Annotated in this window: 12 protein-coding genes; 10 read left to right on the top strand and 2 right to left on the bottom strand. The window is 61.4% G+C overall.

Features of this window, described 5'->3' with window-relative positions; all coding sequences use genetic code 11:
• Positions 1-108 precede the first annotated feature (108 nt).
• A complete protein-coding gene (locus tag FX984_RS00945; RefSeq protein ID WP_146476465.1) occupies positions 109-4,035 on the top strand; it encodes a hypothetical protein in 3,927 nt (1,308 codons plus the stop codon).
• Positions 4,036-4,045: 10 nt separating this feature from the next.
• On the opposite strand, the gene FX984_RS00940 is transcribed toward FX984_RS00945, so the two are convergent.
• Together FX984_RS00940 and FX984_RS00930 are read right to left on the bottom strand one after the other, a co-directional pair.
• Entirely contained in the window at positions 4,046-5,377 is a 1,332-nt protein-coding gene (locus FX984_RS00940; RefSeq protein WP_146476466.1) for an ABC transporter substrate-binding protein, read from the bottom strand.
• Between the two features lie 1,065 nt (positions 5,378-6,442).
• On the bottom strand, positions 6,443-6,961 hold the full coding sequence (locus FX984_RS00930; protein ID WP_027605675.1) for an SgcJ/EcaC family oxidoreductase: 519 nt from the start codon (positions 6,959-6,961) through the stop codon (positions 6,443-6,445).
• Between the two features lie 164 nt (positions 6,962-7,125).
• Between FX984_RS00930 and FX984_RS00925 the strand changes: the two genes are divergently transcribed.
• The 9 genes from FX984_RS00925 (at position 7,126) to mexE (ending at position 18,144) form a co-directional block, all read left to right on the top strand.
• Positions 7,126-8,304, top strand: coding sequence for a sensor histidine kinase (locus FX984_RS00925; protein WP_146476467.1), 1,179 nt, complete (start codon positions 7,126-7,128; stop codon positions 8,302-8,304).
• On the top strand, positions 8,301-8,954 hold the full coding sequence (locus FX984_RS00920; protein WP_027605673.1) for a response regulator: 654 nt from the start codon (positions 8,301-8,303) through the stop codon (positions 8,952-8,954). The genes FX984_RS00925 and FX984_RS00920 overlap by 4 nt, the downstream gene beginning before the upstream one ends.
• Positions 8,955-8,964: 10 nt before the next feature.
• Positions 8,965-11,280, top strand: a complete 2,316-nt coding sequence (locus FX984_RS00915; RefSeq protein WP_146476468.1) for an ATP-binding protein — start codon at positions 8,965-8,967, stop codon at positions 11,278-11,280.
• Positions 11,277-11,747 (top strand): response regulator, encoded by a 471-nt coding sequence (locus FX984_RS00910; protein WP_065927726.1) that lies wholly within the window; start codon positions 11,277-11,279, stop codon positions 11,745-11,747. The genes FX984_RS00915 and FX984_RS00910 overlap by 4 nt, the downstream gene beginning before the upstream one ends.
• A 112-nt stretch (positions 11,748-11,859) precedes the next feature.
• Positions 11,860-12,375 (top strand): sterol desaturase family protein, encoded by a 516-nt coding sequence (locus FX984_RS00905; RefSeq protein WP_146476469.1) that lies wholly within the window; start codon positions 11,860-11,862, stop codon positions 12,373-12,375.
• Between the two features lie 156 nt (positions 12,376-12,531).
• Complete coding sequence (locus tag FX984_RS00900; RefSeq protein WP_146476470.1) at positions 12,532-13,899, top strand: cytochrome C; 1,368 nt, start codon at positions 12,532-12,534, stop codon at positions 13,897-13,899.
• Positions 13,896-14,408 (top strand): sorbitol dehydrogenase, encoded by a 513-nt coding sequence (locus FX984_RS00895; RefSeq protein ID WP_027605658.1) that lies wholly within the window; start codon positions 13,896-13,898, stop codon positions 14,406-14,408. Before FX984_RS00900 ends, FX984_RS00895 begins: the two co-directional genes overlap by 4 nt.
• Complete coding sequence (locus FX984_RS00890; RefSeq protein ID WP_108574465.1) at positions 14,405-16,615, top strand: GMC family oxidoreductase; 2,211 nt, start codon at positions 14,405-14,407, stop codon at positions 16,613-16,615. Before FX984_RS00895 ends, FX984_RS00890 begins: the two co-directional genes overlap by 4 nt.
• Before the next feature lie 287 nt (positions 16,616-16,902).
• On the top strand, positions 16,903-18,144 hold the full coding sequence (mexE, locus tag FX984_RS00885) for a multidrug efflux RND transporter periplasmic adaptor subunit MexE (RefSeq protein WP_027605656.1): 1,242 nt from the start codon (positions 16,903-16,905) through the stop codon (positions 18,142-18,144).
• The last annotated feature ends 4 nt before the right edge of the window (positions 18,145-18,148 follow it).

Raw genomic sequence — 18,148 nt, 5'->3', positions numbered from 1 at the left:
ACTCTTGTGTGGAATCAAACGTCACCACTGCTCACTCAGGCTACGAGCCCGGTCGATCGAACCAGAGCCGGGCGCCCATGTTTGAGTAAGGCAGGGAGATAAACCTTAATGACCCTATCAGCAACCGGTGCACGCCAGGATATCGAAACCAGACTGCCGCTTCCTCCGGAGGGCGCCACGCCTCTCCCATCAGCAGAAGACAGCACTGCTGCACACACGCCCGACGAAGCCCCTTACGAAACACCTGCAGCCAAGGGGGACAAAGACCTTGCACTGGTTTTCGCCAAGGCCCTGCATAACATCGCGAAGACCGGGCCTTCATTTGACGGCACCGACAAACTCGACGACATCCCGCCTGAATCGACCTTCGGGCAGTGGTGGACACACCTGCACAAGCTGCTTAAAAATCCACAGTTCGTGGACTGGGCCTGGCACAAGAACATCGATCTTTCCAAGCCGCTGTCGATCAGTTCCTTCGGTCATTTCACCGCAACTGCCGGTGGTCGGCGCCAAACGTTCAGGGCCGCTGATAAAGACCCGTTATGGGACACCGTCGTTGCGCCGTTGCTGCGCGCTATAGACGTCGTGGCGGCGGGTAAAAACCCTGTGGAAGTAACGCCGGGCACTGCGCCCTCCTCCGCGCCTTTTGAGGTCGTGGCGAATTTTTATGGCGAAGATGGCAATGCCACTGCTGCGCGAGCCAATCAGTTGCAGCAGAACCCGGCTTTCAAAAAAAACGCCGCCAACGTTGCAGAAAGTCAGGCGGCGGTGGCTGTCAGCCTGGACAAACTGGATGCGGAAAAAACCGCATTGGGGGATCTTGCGGATATCCACGTACTGTCAGGAAAGTTGACGCAACTGGCGAACAGCGGATCTCGCCAAATCGAAGCCGCGTTGAAAAGCACAACCATGAATGTGGATCCGGATTCGTCATACGGCCGGCTGAGCGAATTGGGCCACACCTCGTCGCCTACCCTCGAGGCGTTTATTCTTGCAAACAACTGGATCCCGCCAAAAACACCGGACGAACGCGATAATTTCAGGGCTGTCATCAATGCCCCACCGCTGCCGGTGGCCAAGCTCGGCAATCTGGGCGGCGCGCTGTCCTGGCCAGTGCCGCTGGGGGAATACGAACAAAAAGCGGTTTACAGCCACTTTGGCTACAACCTCAAACTGCCAGACCTGATCAACGATGGAACATCACTGCCGGACAAACGAGGCGCGTTGGGTTACCTGACGAAAAATATGCAATTTTCGGCGCGAGAATTTCGCGATCCTGTGAAAGTCATAGAGAAAATACTCAAAACGCCCAAAGCCGCTGAACTCGAATCGGCCCTGAAAGAAAAGATGGGCGAGCAATGGCAAACCACTTCTCCCCATGACTGGGTCTTGACCGCTATCGCGACAACCCTGGACCAGGAGAGCATGTTTCGTCCGCAGCTCAACCATGTGGCTGGATATAACCTGGCAGACGATCGTTTCAATGGGAAGCCTCTTGAAACGATCAAACAGGGGCTCGCCGACCACCTGATAAAGCTCAGGCGGGTATCGGCAGAAATGGCCCCTGTTGCCGCGCACCTGCTGCTGGCACGTGCAGCGCCGGAACTGCTGGTAAAAAATATTCCCAACAACGTGACTTACGGGTCGACCGCGTGGGTGGCGTTGAAGGCAGCCGTAGCGCGCATCGAAGCCTACAGCCCTGGCATCACAGCGCAAATGACCTTTGCTCAGGTGTCGGCACAGGATGCCAAGGACCCGATTTCCTCTTCAGGCCAGGCGATTCAGAACGAGACTTCGCGCCTGGCGCTGATCGAATGGGGGAAACTACACGGCAAGCTCACCCCCCGGGAAGACGGCGACTATCCTCAAGCGCAAATCGAGCAGACCCAAAAAGCATTTCAGGACAAAATAAGGCTATTGCAAACCACCCTCGAAAACCTTGCCGCCAAGGTGCCCACCCAGCGAGATGTTGCATTGGCGGAACTCAAGAAAAAGTTCGGCGTAGAACTACCTTACGATCTTCCTTGCTTCAGGGATAACAGCCCTAGAGGACGTAACAGTGGAAACCTAGCCAGTCCTACACAACCGATGTTTTCACTCTTGGATTTTTACCTGTCCAATCCTACATTAAGTAGATACTCAAATTGGGTGTCCGATGACGCTCGCTTCTCCACTAGCATGATCAATCAACTTTCGAGTTTGCCTGCGCCTAAGACCAAACATGAGAGACTATTTAACACCTACAAAAAACAGTATCTCGATGCATGCGCCACGATTATAAAAAATCAGATTGCCAGCCTCCCTACGGAAGACCGGAAAAACCTTGAGTTCGGCAAACTGCGCATTTTCACTGAAGGCGAAGTCACAAAGTCAATAAGGCACTACCCCGGCGGAAGCATTCATAGTCAAGACAATACACCAACACAACCACAGGGCAAGCGATCACTTATTTTCCAGACCGAGCGTGATGGCAAATTTGAGTTTTATGAAATGTCATCTCAGGAAGGGAAAATAACCAAACGTGACGACTTGAAAAAAAACTTCAAGGAGGGTTTGCAAGGCGAGTGGATCAGAGACCTTAAGAGTAGTGACCAAGTCTGGAAAAACACCATGATTCATGAGCGTCCTCCGACGTCGGAGCAGGCTTCCAAACAAGCAGCCAGCCCCTTGCCTGTCATCACGCCGGACTCGCTCAACAGTGCACGCAGCAACTATATCAGCGAACGGGTTACTGCTTATTGTTTCTCCGTGTACAAATTCGATGAATTATTTGAGCTAACCAAGGAAATTACCACATTTGATAAAGAGGAAGCCAAGGAGGAGTTAATATTAAGTATCATCCTGGCACTCATACCGGGAGCCATATTCCTCGCAAACCTTTTCAAAGGTAATTACCTGGAAGCACTTGGCGATGTGCTTTCTGACGGCATCCTCTACCTGACAGGTGCAGCCTTCGCCAAAGGCGCAGGCGCGGCCGGACGAACCGCATCCGGACTGACCCGAGCAGCAGGCACGTCCGGAGTGTCGAGAGCAGCAGGCACGACGAGCAAGTCATTTGGCCGCGGCGTGCTGGGAAAAACCCCGAGCCTGCCCGCCAGTAATGGGCCCGCTTCGGCCGGCGCAAAGTTCGCAAATACCCGCCAATTGCAACAAAGTGGGATGAACAATGCGCAATTCAGAGAGTTCGTCAAAAGAGCGGATGTGGCTGAAGGCACCTATCAGGTAGGCGCGAGCGCTGAACGGATCAAAGCGACTGCCATACGCGATAAAAAAACAGGCGATTGGTTTCATTATGACGCAGCCAAAGACCGCGCTTACGGCAAAGCAATAAATAACTTTTCAGCGCAAGCACCCAGTCCGGTGTCAAACAGTCCTTCAGCAGCTGCCTCGCCACCTAACAGGCTCGACCAAAGCCTTGGAGCTGACAACCTTATTAAGGTAAACCCCATGAAAGACCTTAGAATGATCGCCAACGAAATACACACTTTTGTTGACGAGTACAAAAAACTTGACCGTCTTAATATCGTTGCGCACGGACGCCCTCGTGGTTTCGTTGATAAAGTATTGGCGCGCGGTACCGAAATCGTTATTGACAACAAGCCTTACTCTGCTAAAGAGCTGCTTTCTTTGTTACGGAGCAAGGGGGTTAATCCGTCCAACTACAACAACATCAGACTATTGGTTTGCTACTCCGGCGAGGGCGGAAGTCGCTCTTTTGGCCGACTGCTTCAGCGAGAACTCCGGCGACCAGTCAAGGCTTTTGAAGGTGAAGTGACTATGGACTACGGATCTACCACTATGACCAACAAGCGAAATACGGTAATGCAGGCGGCACGAAGTGCGTACCCTAACGCCAGGAACTCACTCATCGAGCAAACAGCAGACGATATATTGCGAGATCGCTTTGTCGGGAAAATAACACCACAAATTCAAAAAAACCACGGTAGCACCATGAGCATTAACGTAGCTGAAGTGGGACAACCGGCGCATTATGTCGATAGAGTTATCACTTATAAACCGGTGCATTTCCACTAAAGTCATTAGTTCATTCAGCCGAACAATCACGCGCCACAATGCCCTTCTCCTGTGCATACGCAGCCGACTTGGCTTCGATCAACGGGCGCAAGGTGGCGCGGTCGGCCTGCAGCCAGTCGGTCACCAGCACCCACTTTTGCCCATCCCATTGCTGCACCCGGGCGGAACCGCCACCTTCGTGGTCGGCGCAGGACAGCTTCAACGGTGCCAGCAGACCTTCGAAGCCCATGGCCTTGAGGCGCGCGGCGTCGATGTCCAGGTGTTCGAATGCCCAGCGGGTTTCCTCGCCGTTCAGCGCGCGGTTGCCGAATTTGGCCTGGCCGGTGCGCAGCGCTTCGACGGCAATCGCGGCGTTGATCAGGCCGATGTTGTAGTAGACCTTGCCGAAGTAGCTGGGGTCCTTGAGGTTGCTCTTGCCGGGATCGAGGATGAACTGCTTGAGCTTTTTATGGATGTCGAAACTGTCGCCACCGGGGAACGGCGCCAGCGCCTGGTAGCCCTTGGCGGCGGTGCCGGCGGGTATCACATCGGCTTCGGAGCCGGCCCACACATCGCCGATCAGGCGGTCCACGGGGATGCCAAAGCGCACGGCGGTCTTGATGCCGACGGGGGTGGACACGCCCCAGGTGCGCAGGAACACCCAGTCCGGGTTGATCTGCCGCACCTGGCGCCACTGGGTGGACTGCTCGTTGCCGGGATCGGCCACGGGGATCTGGATGTTCTCGAACCCGTACTTTTGCGCCAGCAACTGCATGGCCGCCTGGGTTTCGCGGCCGTAGGCGGAGTCGTGGTAGACGGTGACGATCTTCTTGCCCTTGAGCTTGTCCAGGCCGCCTTCGCGCTGGGCGATGTAGTTGATGCCCACCGACGCCTGGCCGTAGTAGTTGAGCAACAGCGGGAACGCGTAGGGGAACACGCGGCCATCGGTGGATTCGGTACGCCCGCCGGCGCCGTCGATCAACGGGATGTGGTCAATGGCGGCACGGTCCATCAGCGCATAGGAGGCCGGTGTGCTGTGGGTGAAGAAGAACCCGGTGGGTGCGCCGTCGAGACCGGCTTTGTAGCGCTCATAGCATTCGATGATGCGGTCGGTCTTCCACTCCGTCTCGCATTCCTGCCAGACCAGCTTGACGCCGTTCACGCCGCCTTCGACCTCGTTGATGTAGCGGAAGTAATCAATCTCCCCCGCCCACCACGGAATGCCGCTGGACGCATAGGCGCCGACCCGGTAGGTAGCCAGCGGGATGAACTGTTGATCATTGGCGGCCTGGGCCACCGGCCCGCCCAAGGCGCCGAGTGCCAGCAGGCTGGCGATGACTGTGCGTTGCAAGACGTTGTGCATGGGTGTGGTTTCTTATGAAAGGTGAGGTTTCCCTCCCGTTGTCGGGTCAGCGCCAATCGGGTCACAACACAATTCATGCCAAGCCTGGAAGCCCTCACATTCGAGGGTTGGCGCTGTACCGGTCACCCTTCACGACCAGGACAATCGAACACTTTATTGAACCGCTGTTGCGCCACCAACACCGCGCTCGGTCGTCAGCGTCGACCTGCAACTGAAAAGCCTCACCAACCGCTACTACGAGTACGCCTGGTATGACCCGGACGGCGCCAAAGCGTTGCTGCACTCACCGGGTGACGGGTACACCGAGTCTGGGCGAGGTGCCGAGTGGTGAGGGTGGTTGCTTCCGTGGCGGCCTTCGGGCCGACCATGCGCTGGAGTTGGAATGAGTACATATCCGTTGCTGCGGTCACGACCACCTATGGTTCCGCTCTTACAGCGGGTCACTTTGGAAAAGCCCCAAAGTAACCAAAGGGCTCTTGCCCCAACACTCGGCACCTCGCCCAGGCTCGGTGTGCCCGAACGCAGGCTTGAATCCGTGGGCCGCCGTCATGGGCCATCCTTGGCCCAGGACGGCTAACCCGGCGTCCTGCCGGGTTACCCACGGATTCAAGCCTGCGTTCGGCCAGCGTGTTTGACGGGGCGCCTAGGATCAAGATCAAAAGCCAGAGCAAAAGCAGAGCAAAAGCAGACCGAGTTCTAGCTGATATGTGGAGATCCAAATGTGGGAGGGGCGGTGCGACGATTCGACTTGCCCCCGATAGCGCCGGGTCAGTTAAAAAATAAGTGACTGACACTCCCTCATCGGGGGCAAGCCCCCTCCCACATTTACCCAGTACACCAGACCCAACTCCGGTCGGCTCTAAGGCCGCCACGGAAGCAAGCCACAGACCGCTGAAAGTTGTGTAGATACCTATGGCCATCGGGGGGATAAGCGCCCTCCCACATTCAGGTCGCGGACCATCAGTTAGACAGGCGCCGGTTCCCGAGCCGTCACAGGAACAATCTCCCAGCCCCAACAAAAAAATGCCCACCCCCGGCAAGGGATGGGCATTTTCCCTCCAACCATTACTGCTTGGCGTGCTTGGCCTGGACTTCAGGCATCGCCGAAGAATGATGGTTAAGAATTTTCCACTGGCCACCCACCTGCTCATAGACGAAGGTGTAGCGCGCCTGCACCTGACGCACCTTGCCATCCGACTCGGTCAGGGTGAAGGTGTAGACGCCACTGTCCATGGCCACGTTGCTGCCCAGTTGGCGGATCTCGCGGTAGTTGATCTGGCCCACCGGCTTGAGCGCCAGGAAGTGGTCGAAGTAGTCGGTGATCTGCTCCGGCGTCGTGCGCACCTGGTTGGACACGGTCGGCTGCAACACAGCGCCCGGCGCGTAGAGGTCGACCACGGATTTCACGTTGCCGGTCTGCAGGGCGCTGTTCCAGCGGTCGAATAAACCGGCAATCTCGCGGTCTTTGACATTGGCCGGCGCCTGGGCGACTTCACGGTAGACATACGGGGCCGTCTCGGCGGCATGAACAAACGGTACGCTCAGGGCAAACATCAGGGCGATCGGGGCAATCTTGAATTTCATGGCGATACTCCAGTGGTCGTCGTTGCGGCCACTTTGCCAACCTGCCCACCGGCCGCCATCGGCCAACCGGAGGTATTTACCTATGCCATTTGGCAGATAGCGCCCAAGGGGTCCGACCCTGTCTAATAGATCCCCCTCGCGCCCGCAGCAATGGAGCATCAACCATGCATGACACGCCCCATGATCCCGGCAGCGCCCTGGCCATGCGCGCGCACTTTCGCCAATCGCAAAGTCGTACGGCGCGCCTGCGGCTGTTGGTGGATACCGGCCAGGAGTTGCGCCAACTGCCCCCCGACGCCATGCGCGAACGCGTGCTCGCGCGGGCCTGCGCGTTTCTGGCCATGGACCACGGGCTGCTGCAGGAGTGGGACGCCGAGGGCATCGCCTATACCAGCGCCCGCCATGGCAATCCGTCGCGCTTGGGCAGCCTGGCCGCCCTCGCCGACCGCAGCCTGCGCACGGCGTGTTGGCAGGAGCGGCCATCCGAGGAGGTGCCCAGCGTCTTGCAAGTGCCGTTGCGCGCCGGTGACGGCGCTGCCTTTGGTGTACTGGTGCTGGGCAATAGCGTCAGCCTGCGGGCGCCGGAGCACGAAGACAGCGAATCCCTGCAACTGCTCGCCACATTGCTGGCCGCCCACCTGGAAAACGACCGGCTGCTGAGCACCCTCAAGCTGCGCGACAAAACCCTGTCCGACCTGGTCAACCGCTTGCTCCGCGCCCAGGAAGACGAACGCAAGCGCGTCGCCTACGACCTCCACGATGGCCTGGCGCAAACCCTGGCGGGCCTGCACCAGCGGCTGCAAGGCTTTGCCGGGCGCTGCCCGCCGCTGCCGGAGGCATTGGCCGCCGACCTCGAGGCGATTCTTACCCTGGCCCAACACTCGGTTGGCGAGGGCCGGCAACTGATTGCGGGCCTGCGTCCCACGGTGCTGGATGATTTCGGCTTGTTCAAAGCCCTCGATAAGGAGGCCGACCGCCTGCGTGACGCCGGCATCAACGTGGTGTGGCAGGCGTACTGTGAGGCGCGCTTACCCAGCCAGGTGGAAATCGCCTTGTTCCGGATCGGCCAGGAAGCCATCAACAATGTGCTCAAGCATGCGCGCGCCAGCCAAGTGCAACTGGCCCTGGCGCTGCACGACGGCCAGGCGTCCCTGCGGCTGGACGACAATGGCCGAGGCTTCAAGGCAGAGCCATCAACGGATGACTCCCAGCATCTGGGCCTCGCCACCATGCAGGAGCGCGCCAGCCTGTTGGGCGGCAGCTTCACCTGCGTCAGCACCGTCGACGGCGGTACCCGGCTGCACGCGCGCGTGCCTGCGCACTTGATTGGAGTCCCCCAATGACCCACGTCCTGCGCCTGGTGCTGGCGGACGACCATGAAGTCACGCGCACCGGCTTTGTCTCCCTGCTGGCCGGCCATCCGCAGTTCGAGGTGGTCGGCCAGGCCAGCGATGGCCTGCAAGCGGTGGAGCTGTGTGAGCAACTGCTGCCGGATATTGTCATCCTCGACATTCGCATGCCCGGGCTCAATGGCCTGGGCGCCGCACGCTTGCTGCAACAACGCCTGCCGGCGGTGAAGGTGGTGATGTTCACCATGGACGACAGCCCCGAGTACCTGGAGGCGGCCATGAATGCCGGTGCGGTGGGCTACTTGCTCAAAGACGCCAGCCGCGCCGAGGTGATCCAGGCGCTGCAACACGTGGCCGCCGGTGGCGAAGCGCTCAACACGGCGGTCAGCGCCCGGCTGTTGCGGCGCATGACCGAACGCCAGGCCAGCGGTGCCGCCCCCGGCGAACCGCTCACCCCACGGGAACGCCAGGTCCTCGGCCTGGTCGCCAACGGCATGAGCAACCGCGCCATCGGCGAACACCTGGGCATTACCACCGGCACGGCCAAGGCCCATGTCGAGCGGGTGATCGGCAAGCTCGGCGCGGCTGACCGTACCCAGGCCGCCGTGCGGGGCATCGCTTTGGGCCTGGTGACACCCACATGAGGCGGCCCAAATGAGAAAGCGTTGGGCCGACCTGCCGCTGCGCGGCAAGGCGCTGGTGGTGATTTCACTGCCACTGGTGGTGCTGTTGCTGTCCCTGGTGCTGATCTACACCACGGAACGCCAGACCGCCCGTGCCGAAGAGGATGTGCGCCGGGTTTTACGCGTGCAAGGCGATATCCAGGCCGTGCATACCCTGCTCGCGGAAGCCGCCGCCAGTGTGCGCGGTTACCTGCTCACCCGCCGCGAAGACTTCCTGCCCAGCTACCTGAACGCCAAGCCCCAGATCGAGTCGGCCCTGCACCGACTGGACCGCAACGTGCGCGATCCACGGGTGCGCGAGCAGCTCAGCGCGATCAAGCCGCTGATCGACGGCAAGGTCGACGGGCTGGAGGAAATGCTCAAGGACAGCGACGCCACACCGGAGTCCATCAGTGCCATCCTGATCAGCAACAAGCACATCCTCGACGCCCTGCGCCAACACATCAGCACCATGCTCACCCTTGAGGCGTCGTTGCTGGCCGAGCGCAGCGCCGCTGCGTCCGAGACCCGCCAGCGCTTGTTGCTGTCGACCTGGTTGGCGGCGATCTGCGGGTTGTTCGGGGCGATTGTCGCGGTGCTGTTTCTGTCCAAGGGCATTGTCGCCCGGGTGCAGAATGTGCAGCGCAATGCCCAGCGCCTGGCCCTGGGCTCGCCGCTGCTGCCACAGCCGCCGGAAAAAGACGAAATCGGCCAGTTGGGCACCAGCCTGGTGGAGGCCGGACTGTTGCTGGCCGAGCGCGAGCGCGCCTTGCGCGACAACGAAGAACGCTTGCGGCTGATCATCGATGGGGTCAAGGACTACGGGATCTTCGCCCTCGACACGGCGGGCCATGTCACCAGTTGGAACAACGGCGCCGAGCGGATCAAGGGCTATACCGAGCAGGAGATCATCGGCCAGCATTTCTCGCTGTTCTACCTGCCCCAGGAATGCCCGCAGCACCCGGACATGGCGTTGCGCGAGGCCACCCGCAACGGCGATTACACCGAAGAAGGCTGGCGCTGCCGCAAGGACGGCACGCGGTTCTGGGCCAGCGTGGTGATCACGGCGCAGTACGACGGCACCGGCGCCCTGCGCGGTTTTTCCAAGATCACCCGCGACATCACCGACCGCCGCGCGGCGGAGATCGCCCTGCGCACCGCCCGCGAGGAAGCCGAACGCGCCAGCCGCGCCAAAAGCCAATTCCTGTCGCGCATGAGCCACGAACTGCGGACCCCGCTCAACTCGATCCTGGGCTTTGCGCAACTGCTGGACATGGACGCGCCCAAGGCGCAAAAGGCCGATGTCGGTCACATTCTGCGCGCCGGCCAGCACCTGCTCACGCTGATCAACGAGGTGTTGGACATCGCCAAGATCGAGGCCGGAAGCCTGGCGTTGAATATCGTGCCGATCCCGCTGGCGGGCACCTTGCAAGAGGCGCTGACGCTGGTGTCGCCCATGGCCGCCGACGCAGGCGTGCAGTTGCGGCCGCTGCCGGCACTGGCGGCGGATACGGGCATCGTTGCCGACCGCCAGCGCCTGACCCAGGTGCTGCTGAACCTGCTGTCCAATGCGATCAAATACAACCGGCGCGATGGTCAGGTGAGCCTTGAGGTCGATATCCGTGGACAACGAGTCAGCGTGGCTGTGTGCGATACCGGCAACGGCATCGCAGCCGATCATATGGGGCAACTGTTCAAGCCTTTCGAACGCCTGGGGGCCGACCCGAATGTGGAAGGCAGCGGCCTGGGCCTGGCACTGAGTAAAAGCCTGCTGGAGAACATGGACGGCCGACTCAAGGTGCAGAGCCAGCCTGGCGTCGGTTCGCGCTTCACCCTGGAACTGCCCTTCGTGCGCGTGGCCCACGCCCAGAGTATTGCCACGCCCGGCATCGACACCGAATTGAAGCGCCCGGCTCCCGTCGTCAGCACCTTCGAGGGCAAGGTGTTGTGCATCGAGGACAACCTCTCCAGCCTGGCGCTGATCGAAACCCTGCTGCAACGCCGGCCCGGCATACGGCTGCTGTCGAGCATGCAAGGCCAACTGGGCCTGGACCTCGCCGCGCAGCACGCACCCCAGTTGATTCTGCTGGATGTGTCGCTGCCGGACATCAATGGCTTGAAGGTGCTGCAACGCCTGCGTCAGTCACCGATCACCCGCGACACACCGGTGCTGATGATCACCGCCGACGCCAGCGACCTTACCCACCAGGCCTTGCAGGAGGCCGGCGCCACCGCGGTATTGAACAAACCGATCAACGTGCCGGCGTTTCTCGCCCACCTCGACCAAGCCTTTCCGGAGCCCGCGTGAACCTCGACCTGCGTATCCTGATCATCGACGACCAACGCCCGAACCTCGACCTGGTGGAGCAACTGCTGGCGCGCGAAGGGCTGACCAACGTGCTGAGCAGCACCCAGCCGCTGCGCACCCTGGAGTTGTTCAACAGCTTCGAGCCGGACCTGGTGATCCTCGACCTGCACATGCCGGAGTTCGACGGCTTTGCCGTGCTGGAGCAACTCAACCGGCGCATCCCCCAGGGTGAATACCTGCCGATCCTGGTGCTCACTGCCGACGCCACCCGCGACACGCGCCTGCGTGCCCTGGCCCTGGGCGCCCGGGACTTCATCAGCAAACCCCTGGACGCGCTGGAAACCATGCTGCGGGTATGGAACCTGCTGGAAACCCGGGTGCTGTACAAGACCTTGCGTACGCTGGTGCCGGCGGACCGGATTGAGTTGTTGCAGCGCAGCGGATCAACGGCTATTCGACGCTGCTAGGGCGATTGGCTCACAAATCCACCACGTAGCCAGCGCCGGGCAGTTGTATACGGCGGCCCGACACCGGACAATCCTGCGCCCGTCCATTTCGCCCTACAGGGATATTCCGCGCATGGCTGCTTCCAATAAATGGCTGATGTCATCGGTTGCTTATTACCTCGATTTCTTCACCGTTCCGCTGTTCGTGGTGGCAGCCCTCTATCTGGCGCCCTTTGAGCCTTGGCTGGCACTGTCGGGCCTGCTGGCCTGGACCTTGGTGGAATATTCGGCGCACCGTTTCCTGTTCCACTCGCTGTATCGCCGCGAGCATTGGACCCACCACATCGACGTGCTGGCCTACATCGGCGTGTCCAGCTGGAAAACCAGTTCGACCTTCGCCGTGCTGTTGCTGCTCGCCTGGTCCACCGGCCTTACCTCGGCGTTTATCGGCGCGGTGACGGGCTATTTCGTCTACATCTCGCTGCACTACGTGATGCACCGCCCGCAGCATTGGGCCTACGCCTTTATTCCGGGATTGGTGGCCAATCACGACCTGCACCATCGCAAAGGCATCGAGAAGAACTTCGGGGTGTCTTCACCGCTGTGGGACCATGTGTTTCGCACTTACATTCGAACAGGGCGCGCCTGAACCGCCTCTTGGCGATTGTTTTTATTACGAACAAATCTAGCCGCCCATACACCTGCGCCGCCAACCTTATCTACGCTCTAGCCCGTGCCAGGAGGCGCATTGAAGAGTCCATGACGGACCCACTGTCTCCCGGCGCCTGATGCCTAGGAGATACCGATGAGAATGGAAACCCATCGCCCCCGGCCCGGGTTCGGCTGTGCGCTGTTTGGCGCGTTGCTGAGCCCCCTGGTCGTCGCGGCCCCCACGTTGTCTACGCAAATACCCTTCGATGTCACGGCGACCCCGCCCTTTTCCCTGTCCAGCCTGCAAGCCAACTTCGATGAAATGTCGTGGCAGACGTTCATCGCGCTGAACTGGCCGGCCCTGGACACGGGTCAACCCAACAGCGCTGTGCAGATCGGCCAGCAGGACGCGGCCACCGTGTGGGAAAGCTATAAGGAGAGCTATCAGATATTCCTGGCCCAAGGGCAGAAGCCGCTGCCTTTTCATGCGCCCGCCAGCATACCGAAAGCCTGTGAAGGCAAGGGTTCCGGGCGCTTGCTGCAACAGATGGGCAAGGTTCCGGATGTGCTCGACGAGTTTATCCAGCCGTTTGAAAGCGGCCCCCTGGTGGACCAGAGCGGCGTGTACACGCGCAATGAAATCGTGGTCAACCAAGCCATGTTCGACGGCATCGTCAACAACGGCCTCTACAGCATCCAGGGCCAACAGGCGTTTTTTGCCGCCAGCCCGACCAATGCGGTGGCGTTCAGTTGCGGTAACCCGAGCACCAGTGAGGTGGGTTCGCTGATGGTCAAGGCCGCGTGGAAGGTGTTGGACGGCAACGACAATCCCGCCAGCTTCCACAGTGTCGATGCCCTGGTGTATACGCCGGGCAACAGCGACCCGAGCAAGGGGCCGGTGGTGGCCGAGTCCTGCGTGGCCGAGCCGGTCGGGCTGGTGGGCCTGCATATCGTGCACAAGACCACCAGCGCGCCGCAGTGGGTGTGGTCGACCTTCGAGCACGTCGACAATGTGCCGGAAAAGACCACGCCGCCCGCCGAGCGCAAAGGCCCGTACCTGTTCTACAACGCCAGCAGCCAGGCCGAGGTCAACCAGCCGCCGCCCCGGCCATGGAACCCGGCGGTGAAGGCCACGCCCTCGCAGATCGTGCGCGAGATACCGTTGACGGATGAAACCAAGGCCCTCAACACCACCTACCAGACCCTGCTGCGCACGGTGAATCCCAACAGCGTATGGGCCAACTACCAGTTGATCAGCACCCAGTGGCCGACGCTCAGCGGCCAGCCGCCGTGCCAGATCTCCGCAACCCGGCCGCTGGGCAACCCGGCACCGTCGTTCCTCGCCAATGCCACGCTGGAGACCTATATCCAGGGCACCGTACCCCAGGCGTCGTCCAGTTGCATCGCCTGTCACGGCAATGCCGCCACCCACGTGACCCAGTCGCCGCGCACCAGCTTCGCGGACTTCACCTACCTGCTCGAGCGCGCCCAATCCACCGGTGCGACAAGGAGTCAGCCATGAGTACCGACCTGGACAATTTCACCGGCCTGAGCGTGGTGCTCACCGGCATCGATCAGGAACTGCTGGCGCCCTCCGTGGATCCCATCGGCCTGCCCAGCACCTTTCTCAACTTCATCGGCCCGCGTGTCGGCCAAAGCGTGCTCAGCGCCCTGCTGGCCCAGTACGCCACGCTGGCGGCCGAGCAGGCGACACCGCAGCAAATCGGCACAGCGATCCTGATGCAGAACGGCCAACCGGCACCGACGCAAACCGCCCAGGTGGCACGCGCGATCATGAAGCTCTGGCTGCTGGGCGTGTGGTACCAGCCGTATACCCAGGGTGCCTTCCCGGTCGACGAGCAAACCGTGGTGAGTGACGAGGCCTACACCCAGAGCTGGGCGTGGAGTATTGCCCAGGCCCACCCCATGGGCTACAGCGAGTTCTTCTTCGGCTACTGGAACAGCCCGCCGCCCAGCCTGGAAGACTTCACCGGGGTTAACGCCAGCACGCAGCCAGGAGCATCGTCATGAGTAGCGAACAAGCAGATGTGGTGATTGTCGGTGCGGGCCTTGCGGGCAGCCTCATTGCCTATCAATTGGGCCTGGCCGGAGTGCAAGTGCTGGTGCTGGAATCGGGGCCGGAGATCCCGCCCAATCGTAACCAGTACCTGGAGCGTTTCTATACCGCGACGTTGAAGACCCCCGAATCACCCTACCCGCCGGTGAGCACCCTGAGCCCGGCGCGCAACCCCGCCGAACAGAACGCACCGCGCGCGACCATCGCCGACCTGATCAACGGCTGGAACAACCCCGACATCAGCTACCTGGTGCAAAAAGGCCCGCTGCCGTTCACCAGTACCTACGAGCGCGTGGGCGGCGGCACCACCTGGCATTGGGTCGCCACCTGCCTGCGTATGTTGCCGAATGACTTCAAGATGAAGACGCTGTATGGCGTAGGGGTGGACTGGCCGATCAGCTACAACGACCTGCAAAGCGCCTATTGCCGTGCCGAGGCGGAAATCGGTGTGGCCGCGAATGTGGCCGACCAGGCGTACCTGGGCATTACCTTCCCGGCCAACTATGAATACCCGATGACCAGTATCCCGCTGTCGCTGGTCGATGGCAGCTTCGTCAGCGCGGTGCAGGGCCAGTCGTTCGAGGGCCTGCCCCTGGTGGTCAGCCCGACGCCGGCCGGGCGCAACTCGCAGCCGTATGCCGGGCGACGGGTGTGCGCGGGTAACACCAACTGCACGCCGATCTGCCCGATCCAGGCCAAGTACGATGCCACGGTGACCATGAACAACGCGCTCAACACCGGCAATGTGCGGGTGCTGTACAAGACCGTGGCGAGCAAGGTCACCGTGGCGGCGGACAACAGCATCAGCGGTATCGAGTTCATCCAGTACCAACTCGGCGATGGACCACCGACCGGCACCGGCGTGGCCGTGGGGCAACGTTATGTGATCGCCGCCCATGCCATCGAGACGCCCAAGTTGCTGCTCAATTCCACCAGCAGCGCCTGGCCCAACGGCGTGGCCAACAGCAGCGGCCAGGTCGGGCGCAGCCTGGCGGACCACCCGATCTACCTGGCCTGGGGCCTGATGCCCGAAGGCAAGACGGTCTTCCCGTATCGCGGCCCGGTGTCCACCTCCGGCATCGAAAGCCTGCGCGACGGCGCCTTCCGCAGCCAGCGCGCGGCCTGGCGGATCGAGATCGGCAACGAGGGCTTCAACTGGCCGATCGGCGATCCCTACACCACCGTCGCCGACCTGATCGATGGCACCAACGTCAGCCACACCAACCCGCTGCCAAACGCCACGGGCGCGTCCCAGGTGCTGTTCGGCACGGCGCTGGTGCAACAGCTGAACAACCTGCTCACACGGCAATTTCGGATAGGTTTCCTGGTGGAGCAAGTGGAGGAAGATCCCAATAACGCCAACTGCTATATCGTGCCTTCCAGCCAATACAAGGACCGCCTGGGCATCCCGCGCCCGGAAATCCACTACGACCTGTCCGACTACACCAAGGAAGGCTTCAAACAGGCGCGGATCCTGGCCAGCCATGTCATCACCGAACTGCTCGGGGCTACCGAACTGACTGCCGACATCCCGCCCGGGGTGTTCACCTACCAAGGGCAATCCTATTCGTTCCAGGGTGCCGGGCATTTGATGGGCACCTACCGCATGGGGGACGACCCCAAGACCTCGGTGGTGGACAAGAGCCAACGCAGTTGGGACCACAACAACCTGTTCCTGGTGGGTGACGGCGTGTTCCCCACCACCGGCACCTCCAACCCCAGCCTGACCATCGCCGCGCTGTCGATCCAGGCCGGCGACACCCTGTGCAACGAGCTCAAGGCCGCGACGCTACAGGTGCAGGCCAACCAGCCATGGCAAGGCACCGGCGTGCAGATCAGCGGCCCGAGCCCGCGCCGGGTGCGGTATGTCAGCGGCAAGTGGCTGGCCAGCCCGGTGGGCGGCATGGTCGATGGCAACGGCAGCCCGGGGTTGATCGCCAAGGCGGGCTACACCTTGCCGGGCGCCAATGAGGGGGCGCTGATTGGCCGGGTGAGCAGCAGCGGGACACCGTTTCTGGTGGGTGACCTGGCGGAGATTCCGGCGGGGCAGACCGGGGAATTGCAGCTGTGTATCAATGATGATCTGGAGGGGCGTTATGGCATTGGTTTGGGGGATAACCAGGGGGCGCTGACGGTGCAGGTGGGGTTCGGTACCGCCTGACGCACCCTGGAGATTGGCGCCCGGCTCAGGTGAACCGGGCGTTTTTTTACCCATCCTGGCCTTCGTCGCCCCCTGCAAACCGCTGTTGAAATAGTTCCTTGCACCCTCGACAACAGTCCTTTGTCATCACGCCCATTGATAGCCCCCTAACGAAAGCCCCATGCTAGAGGGCTAATCCCGCGCTTATATCATTCCGAATGATAGTTACCTTTGCTTCATTCGATTCGTGACATACCGCGTCGCCGCGCATGATCCGCCCATCTCAAATACATTGGCGGATGCACCTCATGGAACAGTCACTCAAACATTTGCGCTTCCCCCTGGCGATCCTGGCCGTGGTGGTGATGAGCGCGTGCGGCAAGACCCCGGACCAAGCGGCCGCCATGCCACCGGCAAAAGTCAGCGTGGCCAAGGTGCTTGAGCAGCCGGTCAACGAGTGGGATGAATTCACCGGTCGCCTGGAAGCGCCCGAAACCGTACAGATTCGTCCACGGGTGTCTGGCCAGATTGACCAAGTCGCTTTCACCGAAGGCGCCTTGGTCAAGAAAGGCGACCTGCTGTTCCAGATCGACCCGCGTCCGTTCCAGGCCGAAGTGCGCCGCCTGGAAGCCCAACTGGCTCAAACCAAAGCCGCCGCCACCCGCAGCGACAACGAAGCCCAGCGCGGCGAACGCCTGCGCCAGAGCAATGCGATCTCCGCCGAACTGGCCGACTCGCGCACCACCGCCGCCCAGGAAGCCCGCGCCGCCGTCGCCGGGATCCAGGCGCAGTTGGACCTGGCCAAGCTGAACCTGAGCTTCACCCGCGTGACTTCGCCGATCAGCGGCCGCGTCAGCCGTGCCGAAATCACCGCCGGCAACCTGGTGACCGCCGACGTCACCGCGCTGACCAGCGTGGTCTCCACCGACAAGGTCTACGCCTACTTCGACGCCGATGAACGTGTGTACCTCAAGTACACCGAACTCGCTCGCCAAGGCCGCCGTGGTGCCACCACCCCGGTGTACCTGGGCCTGTCGAATGAAACCGGTAACCCGCACCTCGGCCAGATGAACTTCGTCGACAACCAGGTCAACCCGGCCACCGGCACCATCCGTGGGCGCGCCGTGTTCGATAACAGCAAGGGCGAATACACCCCTGGCCTGTATGCGCGCCTGAAGCTGGTCGGCAGCGGCACCTACTCCGCCGTGCTGATCAACGACGAGGCCGTCGGCACCGACCTGGGCAAGAAGTTCGTGCTGGTGATGGAAGGCGACAAGCCGGCGTATCGCGCGGTGGAACTGGGGCCGAAGATCGAAGGCCTGCGCATCGTGCGCAGCGGCCTGAACAAGGACGACACCATTATCGTCAAGGGCCTGCAACGCGCGCGCCCCGGCTCGCCGGTCGCCCCGGAAACCATTCCGATGGCCAGCAAGGAAACCCTCGCCGCCTTGGCCCAACAACGACAAGCGCTTGAAGCCAGCAACCTGGAGCAAGTGGCGCCGGAAAAAACCGCGCCCAAGCTCGCAGCCGTTGCGTCTCCACGCGGTTAAGGGA

It is taken from the genome of Pseudomonas marginalis (genome assembly GCF_008692035.1).
In the GTDB taxonomy this organism is placed as follows: Bacteria; Pseudomonadota; Gammaproteobacteria; order Pseudomonadales; family Pseudomonadaceae; genus Aquipseudomonas; species Aquipseudomonas marginalis.
The sequence above is the reverse complement of the archived record's forward strand: the minus strand, read 5'-3'. Positions and strand labels throughout refer to the sequence as shown.

Excerpts from the sequence above, each read along its gene's own strand:
- FX984_RS00890 (WP_108574465.1), top strand. The coding sequence starts at position 14,405 with ATGAGTAGCGAACAAGCAGATGTGGTGATTGTCGGTGCGGGCCTTGCG.
- FX984_RS00905 (WP_146476469.1), top strand. The coding sequence starts at position 11,860 with ATGGCTGCTTCCAATAAATGGCTGATGTCATCGGTTGCTTATTACCTC.
- FX984_RS00895 (WP_027605658.1), top strand. The coding sequence starts at position 13,896 with ATGAGTACCGACCTGGACAATTTCACCGGCCTGAGCGTGGTGCTCACC.
- FX984_RS00925 (WP_146476467.1), top strand. The coding sequence starts at position 7,126 with ATGCATGACACGCCCCATGATCCCGGCAGCGCCCTGGCCATGCGCGCG.
- FX984_RS00940 (WP_146476466.1), bottom strand. The coding sequence starts at position 5,377 with ATGCACAACGTCTTGCAACGCACAGTCATCGCCAGCCTGCTGGCACTC.
- FX984_RS00920 (WP_027605673.1), top strand. The coding sequence starts at position 8,301 with ATGACCCACGTCCTGCGCCTGGTGCTGGCGGACGACCATGAAGTCACG.
- mexE (WP_027605656.1), top strand. The coding sequence starts at position 16,903 with ATGGAACAGTCACTCAAACATTTGCGCTTCCCCCTGGCGATCCTGGCC.
- FX984_RS00945 (WP_146476465.1), top strand. The coding sequence starts at position 109 with ATGACCCTATCAGCAACCGGTGCACGCCAGGATATCGAAACCAGACTG.
- FX984_RS00930 (WP_027605675.1), bottom strand. The coding sequence starts at position 6,961 with ATGAAATTCAAGATTGCCCCGATCGCCCTGATGTTTGCCCTGAGCGTA.
- FX984_RS00915 (WP_146476468.1), top strand. The coding sequence starts at position 8,965 with ATGAGAAAGCGTTGGGCCGACCTGCCGCTGCGCGGCAAGGCGCTGGTG.
- FX984_RS00900 (WP_146476470.1), top strand. The coding sequence starts at position 12,532 with ATGAGAATGGAAACCCATCGCCCCCGGCCCGGGTTCGGCTGTGCGCTG.